Annotated in this window: 12 protein-coding genes and 8 pseudogenes; 11 read left to right on the top strand and 9 right to left on the bottom strand. The window is 54.1% G+C overall.

Annotated features, from left to right (window positions below; genetic code table 11):
- Positions 1-19: 19 nt before the first annotated feature.
- Positions 20-1,129, bottom strand: a complete 1,110-nt coding sequence (gene ddlA, locus SOPEG_RS02515; protein ID WP_025244188.1) for a D-alanine--D-alanine ligase — start codon at positions 1,127-1,129, stop codon at positions 20-22.
- A gap of 384 nt (positions 1,130-1,513) precedes the next feature.
- A complete protein-coding gene (locus SOPEG_RS23890; protein WP_025244187.1) occupies positions 1,514-1,690 on the bottom strand; it encodes an AcrZ family multidrug efflux pump-associated protein in 177 nt (58 codons plus the stop codon).
- 163 nt (positions 1,691-1,853) lie between these two features.
- On the opposite strand from SOPEG_RS23890, the pseudogene modE reads away from it, so the two are divergent.
- From modE to gpmA, 6 genes and pseudogenes are all read left to right on the top strand, one after another.
- A pseudogene (gene modE / locus SOPEG_RS02505) lies at positions 1,854-2,630 on the top strand (molybdenum-dependent transcriptional regulator).
- Between the two features lie 76 nt (positions 2,631-2,706).
- Positions 2,707-4,167 carry a molybdate ABC transporter ATP-binding protein ModF gene (gene modF / locus SOPEG_RS02500; protein ID WP_025244186.1) on the top strand — a complete coding sequence of 487 codons (1,461 nt, stop codon included), beginning with the start codon at positions 2,707-2,709 and terminating at the stop codon, positions 4,165-4,167.
- A gap of 293 nt (positions 4,168-4,460) precedes the next feature.
- Positions 4,461-5,438 carry a UDP-glucose 4-epimerase GalE gene (gene galE / locus SOPEG_RS02495; protein WP_038468106.1) on the top strand — a complete coding sequence of 326 codons (978 nt, stop codon included), beginning with the start codon at positions 4,461-4,463 and terminating at the stop codon, positions 5,436-5,438.
- Between the two features lie 42 nt (positions 5,439-5,480).
- Positions 5,481-6,314: a galactose-1-phosphate uridylyltransferase gene (gene galT, locus SOPEG_RS02490; RefSeq protein ID WP_025244185.1), complete on the top strand. Its 834-nt coding sequence runs from the start codon at positions 5,481-5,483 to the stop codon at positions 6,312-6,314.
- Positions 6,311-7,996 (top strand): galactokinase, encoded by a 1,686-nt coding sequence (galK, locus tag SOPEG_RS30350; protein ID WP_025244184.1) that lies wholly within the window; start codon positions 6,311-6,313, stop codon positions 7,994-7,996. The genes galT and galK overlap by 4 nt, the downstream gene beginning before the upstream one ends.
- A gap of 120 nt (positions 7,997-8,116) precedes the next feature.
- Complete coding sequence (gpmA, locus tag SOPEG_RS02480; RefSeq protein ID WP_025244183.1) at positions 8,117-8,869, top strand: 2,3-diphosphoglycerate-dependent phosphoglycerate mutase; 753 nt, start codon at positions 8,117-8,119, stop codon at positions 8,867-8,869.
- 66 nt (positions 8,870-8,935) lie between these two features.
- Here gpmA and aroG read toward each other — a convergent pair.
- Positions 8,936-9,987 (bottom strand): annotated as a pseudogene (aroG, locus tag SOPEG_RS02475) (3-deoxy-7-phosphoheptulonate synthase AroG).
- A gap of 291 nt (positions 9,988-10,278) precedes the next feature.
- On the opposite strand from aroG, the gene SOPEG_RS02470 reads away from it, so the two are divergent.
- Positions 10,279-10,647 (top strand): YbgS-like family protein, encoded by a 369-nt coding sequence (locus SOPEG_RS02470; protein ID WP_038468103.1) that lies wholly within the window; start codon positions 10,279-10,281, stop codon positions 10,645-10,647.
- Between the two features lie 402 nt (positions 10,648-11,049).
- Here the strand turns inward: SOPEG_RS02470 and SOPEG_RS02465 are convergent.
- The 5 genes and pseudogenes from SOPEG_RS02465 to SOPEG_RS23880 all read right to left on the bottom strand — a co-directional run bounded on the left by SOPEG_RS02465 (position 11,050) and on the right by SOPEG_RS23880 (position 15,680).
- Positions 11,050-11,795: pseudogene (locus tag SOPEG_RS02465) on the bottom strand (DNA adenine methylase).
- Between the two features lie 364 nt (positions 11,796-12,159).
- Positions 12,160-13,083, bottom strand: a complete 924-nt coding sequence (locus SOPEG_RS02460; protein ID WP_025243865.1) for an IS5-like element ISSoEn1 family transposase — start codon at positions 13,081-13,083, stop codon at positions 12,160-12,162.
- 100 nt (positions 13,084-13,183) lie between these two features.
- A complete protein-coding gene (locus tag SOPEG_RS02455; protein ID WP_025244030.1) occupies positions 13,184-14,392 on the bottom strand; it encodes an IS256-like element ISSoEn2 family transposase in 1,209 nt (402 codons plus the stop codon).
- Between the two features lie 78 nt (positions 14,393-14,470).
- Positions 14,471-14,725: pseudogene (locus SOPEG_RS02450) on the bottom strand (tail fiber assembly protein); the annotation flags it as partial.
- Between the two features lie 31 nt (positions 14,726-14,756).
- A pseudogene (locus SOPEG_RS23880) lies at positions 14,757-15,680 on the bottom strand (IS5-like element ISSoEn1 family transposase).
- Between the two features lie 76 nt (positions 15,681-15,756).
- Here SOPEG_RS23880 and SOPEG_RS29075 point away from each other — a divergent pair.
- Positions 15,757-15,924: pseudogene (locus SOPEG_RS29075) on the top strand (cytosine permease); the annotation flags it as partial.
- A gap of 33 nt (positions 15,925-15,957) precedes the next feature.
- Here the strand turns inward: SOPEG_RS29075 and SOPEG_RS02435 are convergent.
- Positions 15,958-17,167, bottom strand: a pseudogene (locus SOPEG_RS02435) (IS256-like element ISSoEn2 family transposase).
- Positions 17,168-17,242: 75 nt separating this feature from the next.
- On the opposite strand from SOPEG_RS02435, the gene SOPEG_RS02430 reads away from it, so the two are divergent.
- The 3 genes and pseudogenes from SOPEG_RS02430 to SOPEG_RS02420 all read left to right on the top strand — a co-directional run bounded on the left by SOPEG_RS02430 (position 17,243) and on the right by SOPEG_RS02420 (position 19,692).
- Positions 17,243-17,707 (top strand): cytosine permease, encoded by a 465-nt coding sequence (locus SOPEG_RS02430; RefSeq protein WP_025244178.1) that lies wholly within the window; start codon positions 17,243-17,245, stop codon positions 17,705-17,707.
- 513 nt (positions 17,708-18,220) lie between these two features.
- Positions 18,221-18,703, top strand: a pseudogene (locus SOPEG_RS02425) (IS5 family transposase); the annotation flags it as partial.
- A gap of 65 nt (positions 18,704-18,768) precedes the next feature.
- Entirely contained in the window at positions 18,769-19,692 is a 924-nt protein-coding gene (locus tag SOPEG_RS02420) for an IS5-like element ISSoEn1 family transposase (RefSeq protein WP_025244151.1), read from the top strand.
- Positions 19,693-19,909: the final 217 nt, after the last annotated feature.

The raw sequence follows: 19,909 nt of genomic DNA, 5'->3' as shown, positions 1-19,909 counted from the left end.
GCCCGGGCGACCAACGGGCTCAGCGTTCGGTTTGGCTGAGGCTCGCCGCGCGGGCGCGCGCCAGCGCCAGCGTGATAAGACGTTCCACCAGCGCGGGATAATCCAAACCGCTGGCTTCCCACAGCTTGGGGTACATACTGATGGAGGTAAAGCCCGGCAGGGTATTGACCTCATTGAGCAGGATCTCGCCTTGCTCGGTCAAAAAGAAATCCACCCGCGCCATCACGCTACAGCCCAGCGCCAGATACGCCTGCCGAGCCGTCTGGCGGATAGCGTCGGCGACGGGCGCCGCCAGCGGCGCCGGAATAACCAGTCCCGCCTGGGCGCCCTTCAAATATTTGGTGTCATAGGCGTAAAATTCGTCGTTGGCGAGGATCTCGCCGCAGACGCTCACTTCCGGAGAGTCGTTGCCCAGGACGGCGGTTTCGATTTCCCGTCCGGTTATAGTCTGTTCAACCAGGACTTTAGCATCATAACGGAAAGCCAGCGCCAACGCCGCGTCGAAGGTGGCCCGATCGGTCACTTTACTGACCCCCACCGACGATCCCTGGCTGGCAGGTTTAATGAACAGCGGCAGGCCCAACTGGCTGACGATGGCGTCGAAATCCGGCGCCGCGTCTCCCGTGCGCAGCAGCGTCACCGAAGGCGTAACCGGTACGCCGGCGTCGCGCAGCACGCACTTGGTCATGTCCTTGTCCATACAGACCGCCGACCCCAGCACGTCTGGCCCGGCATAGGGAATATTAAGAACCCTGAGCAGTCCCTGCACCGATCCGTCCTCACCGCTGGCGCCGTGCAACACCGAGAAAGCGACATCAATCGATGGCAACGGCTGGCCGTTGGCGGCATCAATCAGCTGTGCCCGCTGCTGACCGGGCACGACGGCCAGATAACGCCGCGCCGGCGCCAGGCGAATGGCGGCAGGATCGTCAGGATTAAGCAGATAGTCCTGCTCGTCGCACAACGTCCAACGCCCGTGTTTATCTACCCCGATGAGGGCCAAATCGTATCGTTGCCGGTCGATGGCGCGAATGACATTCAACGATGAGCGCAGCGACACTTCATGCTCGGTGGACTGGCCGCCGAACAGCACCGCGACCCGTAGTTTGCCGCTTTCCCGTGGTTCCATTACATCCTCATTGATTACCGAAACACTTATTAAACGCCCACAGAATATGCGCCGGGGCCGGGTGTGTAAAGCCCCGGCGACGGCGCATGTCCGAAGACGGTGATTATAGCGGCGAAACGGACGAAAAGAGCAGGATCGGACATGGGGGACGCGCTTCGGGTCATACGGCGGGGGATAAGGCGCGAAAGGAGAGCACCGCCTGGCGCAGCCGGCGCGGGCAGCCGTCCGGAAAAACGTTGAAAGGCGGTGGCAGACTTTATGACGTGGATACCGCCTGGGCACTGGACGGCGGCGACCCGACTAAAGGTTTAAAAGCGGTGGCGTACTTTTACGCACGGGTGCGTGCCGCGCGGCAGCCGCCCGCGAAGCACGCCCGACAGGCCGTTACTGACGGGAAGCCGGTTTCACGTCGTCGCTCGACTGGCGACGCTGTTTGGGCTGCCCAAACTTGGAGATGATATTGAACAATTCTCCCAGCAGGTAAATCAGTCCCAGGATAATCGCCATGACGACAGGCACCATTAAAATGACAATGGCCAGGCTCTCTAATAGTTCAAGCATCGTTACCTCATAGCTTCTAGTTGGCGCATAATGGTTATTTTCATTATCTTTATACCAGTTTCTGGCTGCGGCGATTAGGCCTTTTATGTTATCACGACCGGCGTTATTTGCCGCTGGCCGTCGGATAAGCGACAATTTCCTTTTTGAGCCACGAGGTTTGCGCATGCAGGCAGAAATTCTGTTAACCCTGAAACTCCGTCAGCAACTGTTCGCCGACCCGCGCCGCATTGCGCTACTCAAACAGATCCGCGCCACCGGCTCCATCAGTCAGGGCGCGAAACTGGCGGGCGTCAGCTACAAAAGCGCCTGGGATGCCATGAACGCGCTGGCGGAACAGGCGCTGGTGGCGCGCGCGACCGGCGGCAAAGGCGGCGGCGGCACCACGTTAACCCGCTACGCCGAGCGGTTGCTGCAGCTCTACGACCTGCTGGGCCAAATTCAGCAAAAGGTCTTCGATGTCCTGCAGGACGATAGCTTACCGTTAGACAGCCTGTTGGCGGCGATTGCGCGTTTCTCGCTGCAAACCAGCGCGCGCAATCAATTTTTCGGCACCATCGTCAATCGTCATCTCCAACCGGTGCAGCAGCAGGTGACGGTCGCGCTGGTCGATGGCAACACGCAATTGAACGTTGCCCTGACCGAAAGAGCGCCGAGCGGCTACAGTTGGAGCGAGGCAAAGAGGTGCTGGTGCTGATAAAGGCGCCCTGGATTTCCCTTGCCTTACCCGCCGCGGACGCGCCGCAGGCGGACAATGTGTTGCACGGCACTCTGACTCATTTGGAACGCGGCGGGGAAAACGATGAAGCGCTTATCCTTCTGCCCGGCGGCCAGCAGCTGTGCGCCACGGTGCCGACCGCGGTAACCGATAAGCTAAAGTTATCGCAGCCGATAGCAGCATATTTTAATGCCGACCAGGCCATCCTCTGCCACGCTGTGCTAAAGGCGGCCCGCCGCCATTGACATCGCCGCGCAAATTTCCTATGCTGCTCCTTCCGTTGCGTTCAAAGGAACAATCGATGTCTTCATTGCAAATTTCGCAAGGTTCATTCCGCCTTAACGATACCCGCGTGCTTACCCTGAATGACGTCAGCATTGCTACCGGCCAGAGCTGGGCTTTCGTCGGTGCCAACGGCAGCGGAAAATCCGCCCTGGCGCGCGCGCTGGCCGAGGACCTCACCCTTTTGGCCGGCGAACGCCGCACCGACTATCGGCGCATTGCCCGCCTATCGCTGGAACAAGTGCAGCGGCTGGTGGAGGAGGAGTGGCAGCGGGCCAATACCGACCTGCTGAGCCCCGGCGAAGATGACACCGGCAGCACCGCGGCGGAGATTATTCAGCAGCACCACCACGACGATGCGCGCTGCCAAATATTGGCGGATCAATTCGGTATCAGCCAGTTGCTGACGCGCCGGTTCAAATACCTTTCCACCGGCGAGTCCCGTAAAGTGCTGCTGTGCCAGGCGCTGATGGCGCGGCCGGATTTGCTGATTCTCGATGAGCCGTTCGACGGTCTGGACGTAGCCTCACGTAAGCAATTAAGCGAACGCTTAGCCGGTCTGGCGGACAACGCCTGTACGCTGGTATTGATCCTCAACCGGTTCGAGGATATTCCTGACTATATCGACCGGGTCGGTATCCTGGTGGATTGTGCGCTGACCTGCACCGGCTCGCGTCAAAGCCTGCTGGTGGCGCAGCTGGCCCATCTGGAATCTCTGCAGGATCTGGCACTCCCGGAAACCGACTCGCCGCAGCAGCAGGCCGCGCTACCGGCGGACCAGCCGCTGATTACCTTGCGCGACGGCGTCGTGTCTTACCAGGACCGGCCGATTTTACACCATCTGGATTGGCAGGTGGCGCCGAGCCAGCACTGGCAGATTGTCGGCCCGAACGGCGCCGGTAAATCCACGCTGCTCAGTCTGGTAACCGGCGACCATCCGCAAGGATACAGTAACGATCTCACGTTGTTCGGCCGTCGGCGCGGCAGCGGCGAAACCATTTGGGATATCAAACGCCATATCGGCTATGTCAGCAGCAGCCTGCATTTGGATTATCGCGTCAGCGCCAGCCCGCGTAGCGTCATCTTGTCCGGTTTTTTTGATTCTATCGGCGTTTACCAGTCGCCCTCGGAGCGGCAGCAGCAGTTGACGCGGCAGTGGCTGCGTTTACTCGGGCTGGAGAGTCAGGCCGACGCGGCGTTTCACGGTCTCTCCTGGGGTCAGCAGCGTCTGACCTTGATTGCGCGCGCGTTGGTTAAACATCCAGCGCTGCTGATTCTCGACGAGCCGCTACAGGGTTTGGATCCGCTTAACCGCCAGCTGGTGCGCCGCTGGATAGACGTGTTGATTGGCCAAGGTAGCACCCAACTGCTGTTCGTTTCCCATCATGCCGAAGATGCGCCGGAATGTATTACCCACCGGTTAACCTTCGTGCCTGACGGAGAACGCTATCGATATCAGCTAGAAACGCTCGACGCCTGACGTGGCGCTATCCCGGCCAAGAACTACGCGCCTGTCCCCTTTCCGTCTCGGGTCATCCTCTCCCCTACGTGTAAGATTTACTCCATTCAGCATGTAATCGCTACCACATTTAACCGCTGTTAACGCCCATTGAGGCGGTGGTTGGATAAAAGAAGAGAGCGCGAGGCTGGCGCTGATGGGTGGTATCCTTGCGCTAGTATAAATGTAATCGATTTCATAAATCGCGGCAGGATCACCTTTTCCTTGAGCGGATCATGCTAGAGTATTCTCGTTAAATCGAAGGGAGTTGAATTATGTCAGTCCTGGTTACAGGTGGTTACATCGGCAGCCACACCTGTTTGCAGCTTATCGCTGCCGGCATCACGCCCGTGATTGTCGACAACCTATGTAACAGCAAAAGTTCCGTCGTGGCGACCCTTGGCCGATTAAGCGGCCACACGCCGGCGTTTTATCAAGGCGACATACGCGACCGGCAACTGCTGGCGAAGATTTTCGCCGAGCACGATATTGAGGCGGTAATTCACTTCGCCGGTCTGAAGGCGGTAGGCGAATCGGTCAATCTTCCTATCGACTATTATGATAATAACGTTTACGGCACTCTTGCCCTGGTAGAAGCCATGCGGGAGGCCGGCGTTGTCAACCTGATATTCAGCTCCTCGGCCACCGTTTACGGCGTTCAGCCCGTCACCCCTTACGACGAAAGCTTGCCCACCGGGCATCCCGCCAGCCCCTACGGCCGCAGCAAATTGATGGTCGAACAGATACTTAAGGATCTGCAGCATGCCGATCCCCGCTGGAGCATCAGCCTGTTGCGCTATTTCAATCCGGTCGGCGCCCATCCTTCGGGCGAGATGGGAGAAGATCCGCAGGGGATGCCGAACAATCTGATGCCCTTTATTGCCCAGGTCGCGGTGGGACGTCGCCCCTCTCTGGCGATTTACGGCAATGATTTTCCGACGCCGGACGGTACCGGCGTTCGCGACTATATTCATGTTTTAGATTTGGCCGACGGCCATCTTGCTGAGCTGACCACGCTGCGCGACCGGCCCGGCGTGCATATCTATAATCTGGGCTCGAGCAAAGGCCATAGCGTGCTGGAAGTGGTGGAAGCCTTCAGCCAGGCGTGCGGTAAGCCACTGCCTTACCATTTCGCCCCCCGACGCGACGGCGATCTGGCCGCCTACTGGGCAGCGTCGGAAAAGGCCGCGCGGGAATTGAACTGGCGTGTCACCCGAACGCTGGAAGATACGGTCCGCAACACCTGGCGTTAGCAGTCCCGGCACCCGAACGGCTACCCGGACTAAGGAGATCTCATGCAACCGTTTAATCCCGTCGATCATCCCCATCGACGTTATAACCCCTTGACCGGTCAGTGGATCCTGGTTTCACCTCACCGGGCCAAGCGCCCCTGGCAAGGCCAGCAGGAAATGCCTTCAGCGCAAACCCTGCCGGCGCACGATCCGGACTGCTACCTTTGTCCGGGCAATACCCGCATTACCGGCGATCGTAATCCCGATTACCGCACTACGCACGTGTTTACCAACGATTTTGCCGCGCTTATACCGGATACCCCCGACGCGCCGCCCAGCGATGATCCGCTGTTTCGTAGTCAAAGCGCCCGCGGTACCAGCCGGGTAATCTGCTTCTCTCCAGACCACAGTAAAACGCTTCCCGAGCTGTCGCTGCCGGCGCTTGAGGCGGTGATCGCCGCCTGGCGCGATCAAAGCGCGGAACTGGGTAAAACCTATCCCTGGGTACAGGTGTTCGAGAACAAAGGCGCCGCCATGGGCTGCTCCAATCCCCATCCCCACGGGCAGATTTGGTCCAACAGTTTTCTGCCCAACGAAGCCGAACGCGAAGACCGTTTACAGCGAGAGTATTACCGGCAGCAGGGGTCCTCCCTGCTTTTGAACTACGCCGCCCGCGAGCTGGCCGACGGCGCGCCCTTTACCGACGGCGACCATGCACATTGGCAATTACATGCGCATGTTTATCCGCCGCTGCTGCGCTCCGCCACGGTACGTAAATTTATGGTGGGCTATGAAATGCTGGCGGAAACCCAGCGCGATCTGACCGCGGAACAAGCCGCCGAGCGCCTGCGCGCGGTCAGCGAAAATTATTTTCGGCAATCTGGAGCCTCAATATGAGTTTACTAAACACCACTGAAACCGTTTTTCGCGACGCCTTTGGCTATGATGCCACCCTGACGGTGAAAACACCCGGCCGGGTCAATCTCATCGGCGAGCATACCGATTATAACGACGGCTTCGTGCTCCCCTGCGCGATCGATTACGAGACGGTGATTAGCTGCGCGCGCCGTGACAATCGCAAAATTCGGGTTATTGCCGTGGACTATGACCGCCAGCACGATATTTTTTCTCTGGATGAGCCAATTTTATCCCAAGCCGATCAGCAATGGTCCAATTATGTTCGCGGGGTAGTAAAACATTTACAGCGGCGGGATGGGCGTTTTGGCGGCGCCGACCTGGTTATCAGCGGCAATGTCCCCCAGAGAGCCGGCCTGAGTTCGTCGGCAGCGCTAGAGGTTGCCGTGGGCAAAGCGCTGCAATCGCTTTATCACCTATCGGTGGATAACGTGGCGCTGGCGCTTAACGGACAAGAAGCGGAAAATCAGTTCGTCGGCTGTAACTGCGGCATTATGGATCAGCTGATTTCGGCGCTGGGCAAAGACAACCACGCTTTGTTGATCGACAGCCGTACCTTGGGTACGCGCGCGGTGCCGATGCCGGACAATGTCGCGGTGGTTATCGTCAATTCCAACGTCAAACGCGGCCTGGTGGACAGTGAATACAACGCCCGCCGCGAGCAGTGTGAAACCGGCGCGCGCTTCTTCGCGGTGGAAAAACTGCGCGATGTCGCGCTGGAACAATTTGAGGCGGTGGCCCATGAACTCGATGACATGGTCACCAAGCGGGTGCGCCACGTGTTAAGCGAAAATGCACGCACGCTGGCCGCGGCCGATGCTCTGGCGGCAGACGATCTCAGGCTGATGGGCCGTTTGATGGCTGAATCTCACGCCTCAATGCGCGACGATTTTGAAATTACCGTGCCGGCCATCGACACCCTGGGCACGATTATCAAAGGGGAGATTGGTGAGGCAGGCGGTGTACGTATGACCGGCGGCGGTTTCGGTGGTTGCGTCGTGGCGCTGGTGCCCGCCGACGGCGATCAGGGCTATCCGGGCAATCTGGTAGCGGACGTACGCTATACCGTCACCGAGGATAACGCGTTACAAATCGATTACCACGCTACGGTGGATAAGCCCTGCCCGGTCAATCTCACCAATCACGGTTATTTCCACCTTGACGGCGCCAACAGCGATATTCGCCAGCAGCGCCTGCAAATCATGGCCAACCAATATTTGCCGGTGGATAGCGAGGGCATTCCCTGCGCCGATCCGACCGATGTCGACAACACCGGCATGGATTTTCGCCAGCCAAAAACGATCGCCGCCGACTTCCTGCGCGATCGCAATCAGCAGCGCATGAAGGGTTACGACCACGGTTATCTGCTGTATCCGGGCCTGAGCAGCGCCGAAGAACCCGCGGCCCGTCTTTGGTCGGCCGACGGCGAAGTACAAATGGAGGTGTTTACCACTGCGCCGGCCCTTCAGCTCTATACCGGCAATTTTCTCGCCGGCACGCCGGCTCGCCAAGGCGACGAATATCTCAACTACAGCGGAGTCACGCTGGAAAGCGAATTTTTACCCGACAGTCCCCATCATCCAGAATGGCCGCAGCCCGCATGCTTGCTCAAGTCGACGGAAGCCTACGCTTCGCAAACCCGTTACCGGTTCCTGGCGCTGTAAACGGTTTGCTTGTGAAATTTATTCCTGCTGTCGGCCCCCTGGCGGTTGCCGCCTGATATAAGCAGGCTATATAATGCGTGGAGTTATCATGAAAATCTTAGGACGTTGAGGAGTCGCGTAATGGCTGTAACTAAACTGGTTCTGATACGTCACGGCGAAAGCCAGTGGAACAATGAAAACCGTTTCACCGGTTGGACCGATGTTGACCTGTCTGACAAGGGCCGCACCGAAGCGAAGCAAGCGGGCCAGGTACTGAAAGCGGAAGGCTATGTGTTTGATTTCGCCTATACCTCTGTACTGAAGCGCGCCATTCACACCCTGTGGGGCGTCCTGGACGAACTGGATCAGCCCTGGCTGCCGGTGGAAAAATCCTGGCGTCTGAACGAGCGCCATTACGGTGCGCTGCAGGGACTTAATAAAGCCGAAACCGCGGAAAAATACGGTGATGAACAGGTAAAACAGTGGCGTCGCGGTTTTGCGATCACCCCGCCGGAACTGACCCGAGAGGACGAGCGCTTCCCGGGACACGATGCGCGTTATTCCAACTTGACCGCCGCCGAACTGCCCACCACCGAAAGCCTGGCGTTAACCATCGATCGCGTGATTCCTTACTGGAACGAAACGATTCTGCCTCGCATGAAGAGCGGTGAACGGATCATTATCGCCGCCCACGGCAACTCCATTCGCGCCATGGTGAAATTCCTGGACAATCTGAACGAAGAAGAGATTCTGGAACTGAACATCCCGACCGGCGTACCGCTAGTGTACGAATTCGACGACAATATGAAGCCGATTAAGCACTACTACCTCGGCAACGCTGACGAGATCGCCGCCAAGGCCGCCGTGGTCGCTAATCAGGGTAAAGCGAAATAACCGACGCGCCCCGCTGAGGGCGCCAAGACGACGCCGCCCTTATTGGGGAGGTCCGGCGCGGTTTTTTTATTTCTGCCGTCGCGCGCGCACCGCCTGCGCAAGCTGCTTCAGCATGTTTTCGGTATCATCCCAACCGATGCAGGCGTCCGTCACGTTCTGGCCATACACCAGCGCACCCGGCTCGGCGCCCTGGTTTCCTTCCACCAGATGACTTTCCACCATCACCCCGATAATACCGGTTTCACCCGCAGCTAACTGTTCACAGACATCTTCCGCCACGATCATTTGCTTTTTAAACTGTTTGCTGCTGTTGGCGTGACTGCAATCGATCATCACCAGCGCCGGCAGCCCAGCCTTGGTGAGCCCTTCCTTCACGGCCTGCACGTGATGGGTGCTGTAGTTGGGCTCGCGGCCGCCGCGCGAAATGATATGACAGCCGGCGTTGCCGCTGGTGTTGACGATAGCGGAATGGCCCCATTTGGTGACCGACAAAAAGCAGTGCGGCGCGCCGGCGGCATTGATGGCGTCAATAGCAACTTTAATGGTGCCGTCGGTGCCGTTTTTGAAACCCACCGGGCAGGAAAGCCCGGAAGCCAGCTCACGGTGCACCTGAGATTCGGTGGTGCGGGCGCCGATGGCGCCCCAGCCCATCAAATCAGCCAGATATTGCGGGGTGATCATATCGAGGAACTCGCCCGCCGCGGGCAGGCCGCTGTCGTTAATCGCCAACAATAAACGGCGCGCGATACGCAGACCCTCGTTGATTTGGAAACTGCCGTCCATGTGGGGATCGTTGATTAGCCCTTTCCAGCCGACCGTGGTGCGCGGTTTCTCAAAGTACACCCGCATGACCACCTCCAGCTCGCCGCTCAGGCTTTCGCGCAGTTTAAGCAGGCGTCCGGCATATTCAAGAGCGGCTTGCGGATCGTGAATCGAACAGGGCCAATCACTACCAGTAGACGATCATCATTACCTTTGAGGATCTTGTGAACAGCCGAACGTGCGGCGGAAACGGTGCTCGCAGCGCGGTCCGTCGCCGGATATTTCTCCAATAATGCTACCGGCGGCAGCAACTCGTTGATCTCGGTAATGCGTAAATCATCATTTTGGTAATTCATGTTAAATCTGCTTAGCTCCAGGCACGACGACAAAATTAAAAAAGGCGATCCAATCTATCCCTTGTGGTGCAGGCTATAAATCCACAAAGCGTTATTAAAAGCCAATAAATTTGATATTGGCTAATTCTTTACTATGCTTAATTTATGATAAGCCAAAGATAACCGGCACTTAACTCCGGTTAGCGCAGGCTTTCATTTTTTTTCGCAGCGGGATGCTCTGCGTCTCGACATTCTCTCTCCAACAGGTTTTTACCTGCGGGGCTTTATCAAAACGGGTTAAGAGGAAAAACTATGCAGACGAACATCAGCAAAAAAATGGCAATGCTTTTTCTTACCACGGCTATGACGCTCGGGAGTGGCGCGGTACTGGCGGCACCCGACACGGGATCTAACGCGGGTGGTAGCGACGGCGGCGTGCCTGAACTGCAAAACAACGCACCCAATAGCGTTGATAATAAGGATATCAATAATAGCAGCACTAACACTAATACCATCGGCACCACCACCGGTACCGATGCTTCCGGTCTGAATAAAACCGAGCAGCATAAAAATACCATGTGTAAAGACGGCCGTTGCCCGGACGTCAATAAGAAAGTAGAAACCGGTACCACCGGCACCGGATCGCCCGACGGTACCAAAACTGATGGTACAACGCAGTAAGCCGCGACGGGACTGTCAGCCGACTTCGTCGCCGCAAGCTGGCCAAGCCGGGCCGAACGATTTTGCCAATCGCGTTCTGGGATTGGCTAGCCCCCTACGGGTCTCTCGCTCCCGCCCCGGGTGCAAGCGGAGGCGGCCCGCAGATGCCTGTGCTTGAATCCAGCAGATGCCTGTCCAGCAGTCGCCTGTGCCAGAACTCAGCAGACGCTTGTGCCTGTACCCATGGGGGAGCGGCGCACACGTAGGCGTGAAACCTCTACGCGTATACCCGGAAGGCGGAGCCTTTGCCGCGATATGTAGCGATGCAATCAATTCTGGACTAATTTGCAAACAATTCTGGACTCCCATAACCCCTAAAAAATGGCTATTTTGGACAGTCCAGAATTGTTTGCAAACAGGAAATCAGGCGAAATTACGAATGACCAACTCGCGTCTACTATGACGGTTCTTGCCTAATGAGTATTTTAGGTCAACAACGTCGATATGAAGGTTTTTGAAGATGAGCCTCATTTCTGGGATATCATTAACTGAAATCACCATTCTTCCTGCTATTGAATGAGCAAGGCTATCAATGATGCTGTATTGCTCCAGGCCAAACGCTGTGCCATAGCCTTGAGTCTTCCAGTAAGGTGGATCAAGATAGAACAATGAGTGTGGCCTATCATATTTTTCAATACAAGCCTGCCACCCAAGATGCTTTATGGTTGCATGGGATAAACGCAGGTGAGCCTGTGATAGCTGTTCTTCGTCAATGACTGTGATCGCACAGCCGAAGTACCAAAGTTCTGCCCGCTCACTTTGCCACCAAATGTGAGCTGCTGAAGACAGTAAAAGCGGGCGGCTCGCTGTATATCGATCAGCGTTTGCGGAGGTATTTCTTTCAGCCAATCAAACAGCTGCCTGCTGCTCAAGGCCCACTTGAACTGGTGGACGAATTCCTCCAAATGGTACTTGACTACCCGATAGAGGTTTATCAAATCCCCGTTGATATCGTTCAACACTTCGACTGTGGATGGATCCTTGCTGAAAAACAGCGCAGCTCCTCCACAGAATGGTTCAACGTAAAATTTGTGCGCAGGAAAGCACGGTAAAATATGTTTAGCCAGCCTTCGCTTTCCTCCCACCCATGGTATGATTGGTGTATTCATCAATATAGTTTCTACATATAAATATAAGTTTTACCGATCAATTATTGGTTATTGATCGTCAAAATAATTATCACTCATGCAGAAATATGCAGATACAAACAGAGCCGTAGAGTATAAATATCGCTATTCATTTTTCTGTGTCACTGCTGCTCCAAAACTGACCCACTGTGCCAATTTAAGCGCTACCACCTCCTGCGGAAAAATCTCAAGAAAAATGCCCATAGGAGACAATGAAAACCCAAGACAACAGATGCTGGTTAGCACATGCATATTTAGCCTCTCTGCTATGCCAAAAGGCGGCTCAGCTGTGCTTTGTTGAATAAATCCGAAATTTGTGACGACTTCCTCCCTATCAGGGTGATTGTTACATGATGCGGACGCTGTTTGGCATTCCTAACAGCGTGATCCGGTTAAGCGCTTTGACCATTGCCATAGCCTCACCTACCTGCGCGTCATAGTCATGCAGACTCAGATGACCACCCAGAAGTGTTTTAAACCGGAACATGGCCGTTTCAGCCAGTGAACGCCGGTGATAACCTACTTTCTTTTTCCAGGTATCGTTATTGCCGCTCAGATGCTGATTTGCCACCGCATGGTTACGCTCATGGTATCGAGCTGGCCAATATTGCGCACCACTTCGCGGTGGGATAAGCGGCTTTATTTTTTTCCTCAGCAGAGCATCATGACAGTAACGCGTATCGTAAGCACTGTCAGCCGACGCTTCCCTGATTTTCCGGTGGGTTTGGTTAATCAGCCCGGGCAGCGCCTGCGCATCTGTCGTACCGCTTAGCGATAAATCGGCACAGATAATTTCATGTGTCACGCTATCTACTGCCAGATGAAGCTTGCGCCATACTCTGCGCCTCTCAGCCCCATGCTGCCTGACTTTCCATTCGCCTTCGCCGAAGACTTTCAGGCCGGTGCCATCGATGACCAGGTGTGAGATTTCGCCGCGGGTTGGTGTTTTTATGCTGATGTCGACGGTTTTTGCTCGCCGGCTGACCAGAGAGTAATCTGGGCAGCGCAGCGACAGCCCCATCAGTTTAAAAATTGAGTCAACGAAACCCTGTAACGCCCGGAGCGAAAGGTTAAACACGCGCTTTATCATCAGAACCGTGGTAATGGCCATATCGGTGTAGTGAAGCGGCCGGCCACGATGTTCAGGTGGTGTACTCTCAGTCCATGCAGCAATGGCTGACTCATCAAGCCATACTGTCAGGTCCCCCCGCTGCCTGAGCGCATTGTTGTATGCGGGCCAGTTGGTGATTTTAAACTTTTGCTTTGCCATGGGGACCTGATGTTGAAACGAATGTAGTGATCAGAGCCGCCAGTCACCTAAAAGTTCGATTTATTCGACCCTGTACACGATTCTGTGTAAATGCCTTTTCTCAGAAGTGACCGTCCAGGCGGTCACCGAACTCGATAATAAAGCGGCTCATTGCCATGCGCCAGTCCCTCAAAGGCATTGTCCATTTCTGTGAGGCCGCCTGTATCGCCAGCCACACCACCTTTTTCACTGCGTCGTCGGTCGGGAACACCTTGCGCTTTTTGATGGCATGCCGGATCACGCTGTTTAACGACTCGATGGCGTTGGTCGTGTAGATCACCTTGCGGATGTCCGTTGGGTAGGCAAAGAACGTGGCCAGATTGGCCCAGTTTGCCTGCCAGCTTCGACTTATTTGCGGGTAGCGGATGTCCCAGGCACTGGAGAACGCTTCCAGCGCCTGCAAGCCGGCTTCTTCCGTAGGGGCCTGATAGATAGCTTTCAGGTCGCGGGTGACGGCCTTGTAGTCCTTCCAGGAGACGAACCGCAGGCTGTTGCGCACCATATGTACGATACACAGCTGGAGCCGCGCCTCCGGATACACCGCGTTAATAGCGTCAGGGAAACCTTTCAGCCCGTCTACGCAGGCGATAAGGATATCGTTCAGGCCGCGGTTTTTCAGCTCTGTCAGCACGTTCAGCCAGAACTTTGCGCCTTCATTTTCGGCCAGCCACATACCTAGCAACTCTTTCTGGCCTTCGATGTTGATGCCCAGCGCCAGGAACACAGATTTGTTGATGATGCGGCTGTCCTGCCGGACTTTTAGAACGATACAGTCAAGATAAACAATGGGATAGACTGCATCCAGAGGCCGGTTTTGCCATTCGACAACCTGCTCCATGACCGCATCGGTGACCTTTGAGACCAGCGCCGGCGAGACATCGGCGTCATACAGCTCTTTGAACGCGGCGGCGATCTCGCGGGTGGTCATCCCTTTGGCGTACAACGATAAAATCTGGTTATCCATCCCGGTAATCCGGGTCTGGTTCTTCTTCACCAGTTGCGGTTCAAAGGAACCGTCACGATCGCGCGGAGTACGCAGCGCCAGCGGGCCATCGCCAGTGGTAACGGTTTTTGTGGAATAGCCGTTGCGGGCGTTGGTCCCCGGTTTAGGCTGATTTTTATCGTAGCCGAGGTGATGGGTCATTTCGGCATTGAGAGCTGCTTCGACGCTGATTTTTTTCAGCAGCCGATCGAAGTGACTGAGATCTTCAGGGGTTTTGAGATTTTTGGCCAGTTCGTTAGCCAGAGCCTGCAACTGTTTTTCGTCCATAAATTAACCTGTTTTTGATGTTGGATTGAACATATCAAAATCAGGCAAATACACAAATTTCTAAACAGGCTCATTTATTCAACAAAGCCCTTTATCCGTTGATATACCTAGTCGAACAGCACGTGCCAGCGGGGCTATTTTGTTCTCAGCCTGTCGCTGCTTTTCTTCTTTCAGCATGGCTGCCGCTTCGCGGTGTTCTTCAGCACTGTAAATTCGCGGCTGGATTTTTCCGTCTCGATACATCCACTCCCCTTCAATGAGAGTATCCTTGTCGACCGTCTGCAAAATGCTCGCATCAACCTCGGTGACGCTTTGTTGAATAAATCCGAAATTTGTGACGACTTCCTCCCTATCAGGGCGATTGTTACATGATGCGGACGCTGTTTGGCATTCCTAACAGTGTGATCTGGTTAAGCGCTTTAACCATTGCCATTGCCTCACCTACCTGCGCGTCATAGTCATGCAGACTCAGATGACCACCCAGAAGTGTTTTAAACCGGAACATGGCCGTTTCAGCCAGTGAACGCCGGTGATAACCTACTTTCTTTTTCCAGGTATCGTTATTGCCGCTCAGATGCTGATTTGCCACCGCATGGTTACGCTCATGGTATCGAGCTGGCCAATATTGCGCACCACTTCGCGGTGGGATAAGCGGCTTTATTTTTTTCCTCAGCAGAGCATCATGACAGTAACGCGTATCGTAAGCACTGTCAGCCTACGCTTCCCTGATTTTCCGGTGGGTTTGGTTAATCAGCCCGGGCAGTGCCTGCGCATCTGTCGTACCGCTTAGCGATAAATCGGCACAGATAATTTCATGTGTCGCGCTATCTACTGCCAGATGAAGCTTGCGCCATACTCTGCGCCTCTCAGCCCCATGCTGCCTGACTTTCCATTCGCCTTCGCCGAAGATTTTCAGGCCGGTGCCATCGATGACCAAGTGTGAGATTTCGCCGCGGGTTGGCGTTTTTATGCTGATGTCAACGGTTTTTGCTCGCCGGCTGACCAGAGAGTAATCTGGGCAGCGCAGCGACAGCTCCATCAGTTTAAAAATCTCGTCAACGAAACCCTGTAACGCCCGGAGCGAAAGGTTAAACACGCGCTTTATCATCAGAACCGTGGTAATGGCCATATCGGTGTAGTGAAGCGGCCGGCCACGATGTTCAGGTGGTGTACTCTCAGTCCATGCAGCAATGGCTGACTCATCAAGCCATACTGTCATGTCCCCCCGCTGCCTGAGCGCATTGTTGTATGCGGGCCAGTTGGTGATTTTAAACTTTTGCTTTGCCATGGGGACCTGATGTTGAAACGAATGTAGTGATCAGAGCCGCCAGTCACCTAAAAGTTCGATTTATTCAACAAAGCCTATCGTAGGCGCCTTGATTACACCTGATACAAGCCGATATTGTAAAAACGGTAAACACCTATTTTGGATGATAATGTCCTCGGTGATTATCGGTGAATTCTTTATCAATGGAATAGCTATATTAGTCGCTCATGCGTTGGGTACCTCGAATGTTGTAGAGATCATGATGACCCTGTACACGATTCTGTGTAAATGCCTTTTCTCAGAAGTGACCGTCCAGGCGGTCACCGAACTCGATAATAAAGCGGCTCATTGCCATGCGCCAGTCCCTCAAAGGCATTGTCCATTTCTGTGAGGCCGCCTGTATCGCCAGCCACACCACCTTTTTCACTGCGTCGTCGGTCGGGAACACCTTGCGCTTTTTGATGGCATGCCGGATCACGCTGTTTAACGACTCGATGGCGTTGGTCGTGTAGATCACCTTGCGGATGTCCGTTGGGTAGGCAAAGAACGTGGCCAGATTGGCCCAGTTTGCCTGCCAGCTTCGACTTATTTGCGGGTAGCGGATGTCCCAGGCACTGGAGAACGCTTCCAGCGCCTGCAAGCCGGCTTCTTCCGTAGGGGCCTGATAGATAGCTTTCAGGTCGCGGGTGACGGCCTTGTAGTCCTTCCAGGAGACGAACCGCAGGCTGTTGCGCACCATATGTACGATACACAGCTGGAGCCGCGCCTCCGGATACACCGCGTTAATAGCGTCAGGGAAACCTTTCAGCCCGTCTACGCAGGCGATAAGGATATCGTTCAGGCCGCGGTTTTTCAGCTCTGTCAGCACGTTCAGCCAGAACTTTGCGCCTTCATTTTCGGCCAGCCACATACCTAGCAACTCTTTCTGGCCTTCGATGTTGATGCCCAGCGCCAGGAACACAGATTTGTTGATGATGCGGCTGTCCTGCCGGACTTTTAGAACGATACAGTCAAGATAAACAATGGGATAGACTGCATCCAGAGGCCGGTTTTGCCATTCGACAACCTGCTCCATGACCGCATCGGTGACCTTTGAGACCAGCGCCGGCGAGACATCGGCGTCATACAGCTCTTTGAACGCGGCGGCGATCTCGCGGGTGGTCATCCCTTTGGCGTACAACGATAAAATCTGGTTATCCATCCCGGTAATCCGGGTCTGGTTCTTCTTCACCAGTTGCGGTTCAAAGGAACCGTCACGATCGCGCGGAGTACGCAGCGCCAGCGGGCCATCGCCAGTGGTAACGGTTTTTGTGGAATAGCCGTTACGGGCGTTGGTCCCCGGTTTAGGCTGATTTTTATCGTAGCCGAGGTGATGGGTCATTTCGGCATTGAGAGATGCTTCGACGCTAATTTTTTTCAGCAGCCGATTCGAAGTGACTGAGATCTTCAGGGGTTTTGAGATTTTTGGCCAGTTCGTTAGCCAGAGCCTGCAACTGTTTTTCGTCCATAAATTAACCTGTTTTTGATGTTGGATTGAACATATCAAAATCAGGCAAATACACAACTTTCTAAACAGGCTCATCATGATTCATACGGCGGGTTGGATTGGCGTTCTTACAGTTATATTATCCGCCATCAAGGTTAATGACACCAATTTATACTCCGCCTCTATTAACATCATTGGCTTTCTTGAAATGCTGACCGGTAAGAGATTCAATTATACAGCCATAACGTTGCTGATAGGCTTGCTCGGCACATTATTGTCATTGTCAGGCGTTTTGGATGCTTTCATTCCCTTCTTGATGGCGCTTGGTTTAATTTTCCCTCCCATCGCGGGTGTAATATTAGTTGACTATTATATTTTACGTACTAGCCGACATCATCTGGAGAGATCACGTAAACTGGGCAAACTACCTAATGACGTATCAATGCCAATCACTCATTCAGTCACTATTATTTCCTGCGCTTTAGGCAGTACCGTGGGCGTGTATCTCAAATATGGGATCCCTTCTGTGAATTCTATTTTTGCGGCTGGCATAGGTTATTGATGAACATAAAATCCGCACTTAGGAAATAAAACGGTTTCGTTGGCTTGAGCCTTGACGCATCAGGCTCAAGCTTAAGTATAAAAGCATCTAAAAAGACTCGCATTTTAGACCACTTTGGTCTATGAATATGGGCGTCCAGGGAGTGCGAAGTTAACCACTGAAAATTTGGCTGACGATGATGGCTCTCATGGCAACACGCTTCGCATTACTTTAGTAAGGTTATTAAAAACTGCCAACAGTAGTGTTTCTCGATAAATTAGGCATCTGCATGATCCACCTAGGTAAGCCGATCCGATTAACATGCAATCTTCGCCATGTCAATAAGGGAAATTCAATGATGTAATTTTATCCCGCTGCCGTCAATACTGACCACTCCTTAATAGTATGCTTAATTCTCAAGGGTGATGTTTGATGAGTGGTCTATGTATCCCCCTCAAAGGCTTTGTTGAATAAATCGAACTTTTAGGTGACTGGCGGCTCTGATCACTACATTCGTTTCAACATCAGGTCCCCATGGCAAAGCAAAAGTTTAAAATTACCAACTGGCCCGCATATAACAATGCGCTCAGGCAGCGGGGGGACCTGACAGTATGGCTTGATGAGTCAGCCATTGCTGCATGGACTGAGAGTACACCACCTGAACATCGTGGCCGGCCGCTTCACTACACCGATATGGCCATTACCACGGTTCTGATGATAAAGCGCGTGTTTAACCTTTCGCTCCGGGCGTTACAGGGTTTCGTTGACTCGATTTTTAAACTGATGGGGCTGTCGCTGCGCTGCCCAGATTACTCTCTGGTCAGCCGGCGAGCAAAAACCGTCGACATCAGCATAAAAACGCCAACCCGCGGCGAAATCTCACACCTGGTCATCGATGGCACCGGCCTGAAAGTCTTCGGCGAAGGCGAATGGAAAGTCAGGCAGCATGGGGCTGAGAGGCGCAGAGTATGGCGCAAGCTTCATCTGGCAGTAGATAGCGTGACACAGGCTTTGTTGAATAAATCGAACTTTTAGGTGACTGGCGGCTATGATCACTACATTCGTTTCAACATCAGGTCCCCATGGCAAAGCAAAAGTTTAAAATTACCAACTGGCCCGCATATAACAATGCGCTCAGGCAGCGGGGGGACCTGACAGTATGGCTTGATGAGTCAGCCATTGCTGCATGGACTGAGAGTACACCACCTGAACATCGTGGCCGGCCGCTTCACTACACCGATATGGCCATTACCACGGTTCTGATGATAAAGCGCGTGTTTAACCTTTCGCTCCGGGCGTTACAGGGTTTCGTTGACTCGATTTTTAAACTGATGGGGCTGTCGCTGCGCTGCCCAGATTACTCTCTGGTCAGCCGGCGAGCAAAAACCGTCGACATCAGCATAAAAACGCCAACCCGCGGCGAAATCTCACACCTGGTCATCGATGGCACCGGCCTGAAAATCTTCGGCGAAGGCGAATGGAAAGTCAGGCAGCATGGGGCTGAGAGGCGCAGAGTATGGCGCAAGCTTCATCTGGCAGTAGATAGCGCGACACATGAAATTATCTGTGCCGATTTATCGCTAAGCGGTACGACAGATGCGCAGGCGCTGCCCGGGCTGATTAACCAAACCCACCGGAAAATCAGGGAAGCGTCGGCTGACAGTGCTTACGATACGCGTTACTGTCATGATGCTCTGCTGAGGAAAAAAATAAAGCCGCTTATCCCACCGCGAAGTGGTGCGCAATATTGGCCAGCTCGATACCATGAGCGTAACCATGCGGTGGCAAATCAGCATCTGAGCGGCAATAACGATACCTGGAAAAAGAAAGTAGGTTATCACCGGCGTTCACTGGCTGAAACGGCCATGTTCCGGTTTAAAACACTTCTGGGTGGTCATCTGAGTCTGCATGACTATGACGCGCAGGTAGGTGAGGCAATGGCAATGGTTAAAGCACTCAACCGGATCACACTGTTAGGAATGCCAAACAGCGTCCGCATCATGTAACAATCGCCCTGATAGGAAGGAAGTCGTCACAAATTTCGGATTTATTCAACAAAGCGAGGATGAGTTTAAACATTATGATAAAATAGTGATGGACAAGAACGTTTCGCTATCGTTAGTTGTTACATCAGCATTCGGCAGAGAAAACTGCATCCAGCCTTATGTTTTTGATATAAATCCTTTTTTTGATGAACAGTGCAACGTTGTAGGGGCTTTGTTG

Source organism: Candidatus Sodalis pierantonius str. SOPE (assembly GCF_000517405.1).
In the GTDB taxonomy this organism is placed as follows: Bacteria; Pseudomonadota; Gammaproteobacteria; order Enterobacterales; family Enterobacteriaceae; genus Sodalis_C; species Sodalis_C pierantonii.
This window is presented reverse-complemented; position numbering and strand designations above follow the sequence as displayed.

Coding starts and splice junctions, on each gene's coding strand:
- ddlA (WP_025244188.1), bottom strand. CDS start 1,129: ATGGAACCACGGGAAAGCGGCAAACTACGGGTCGCGGTGCTGTTCGGC.
- SOPEG_RS23890 (WP_025244187.1), bottom strand. CDS start 1,690: ATGCTTGAACTATTAGAGAGCCTGGCCATTGTCATTTTAATGGTGCCT.
- modF (WP_025244186.1), top strand. CDS start 2,707: ATGTCTTCATTGCAAATTTCGCAAGGTTCATTCCGCCTTAACGATACC.
- galE (WP_038468106.1), top strand. CDS start 4,461: ATGTCAGTCCTGGTTACAGGTGGTTACATCGGCAGCCACACCTGTTTG.
- galT (WP_025244185.1), top strand. CDS start 5,481: ATGCAACCGTTTAATCCCGTCGATCATCCCCATCGACGTTATAACCCC.
- galK (WP_025244184.1), top strand. CDS start 6,311: ATGAGTTTACTAAACACCACTGAAACCGTTTTTCGCGACGCCTTTGGC.
- gpmA (WP_025244183.1), top strand. CDS start 8,117: ATGGCTGTAACTAAACTGGTTCTGATACGTCACGGCGAAAGCCAGTGG.
- SOPEG_RS02470 (WP_038468103.1), top strand. CDS start 10,279: ATGCAGACGAACATCAGCAAAAAAATGGCAATGCTTTTTCTTACCACG.
- SOPEG_RS02460 (WP_025243865.1), bottom strand. CDS start 13,083: ATGGCAAAGCAAAAGTTTAAAATCACCAACTGGCCCGCATACAACAAT.
- SOPEG_RS02455 (WP_025244030.1), bottom strand. CDS start 14,392: ATGGACGAAAAACAGTTGCAGGCTCTGGCTAACGAACTGGCCAAAAAT.
- SOPEG_RS02430 (WP_025244178.1), top strand. CDS start 17,243: ATGATTCATACGGCGGGTTGGATTGGCGTTCTTACAGTTATATTATCC.
- SOPEG_RS02420 (WP_025244151.1), top strand. CDS start 18,769: ATGGCAAAGCAAAAGTTTAAAATTACCAACTGGCCCGCATATAACAAT.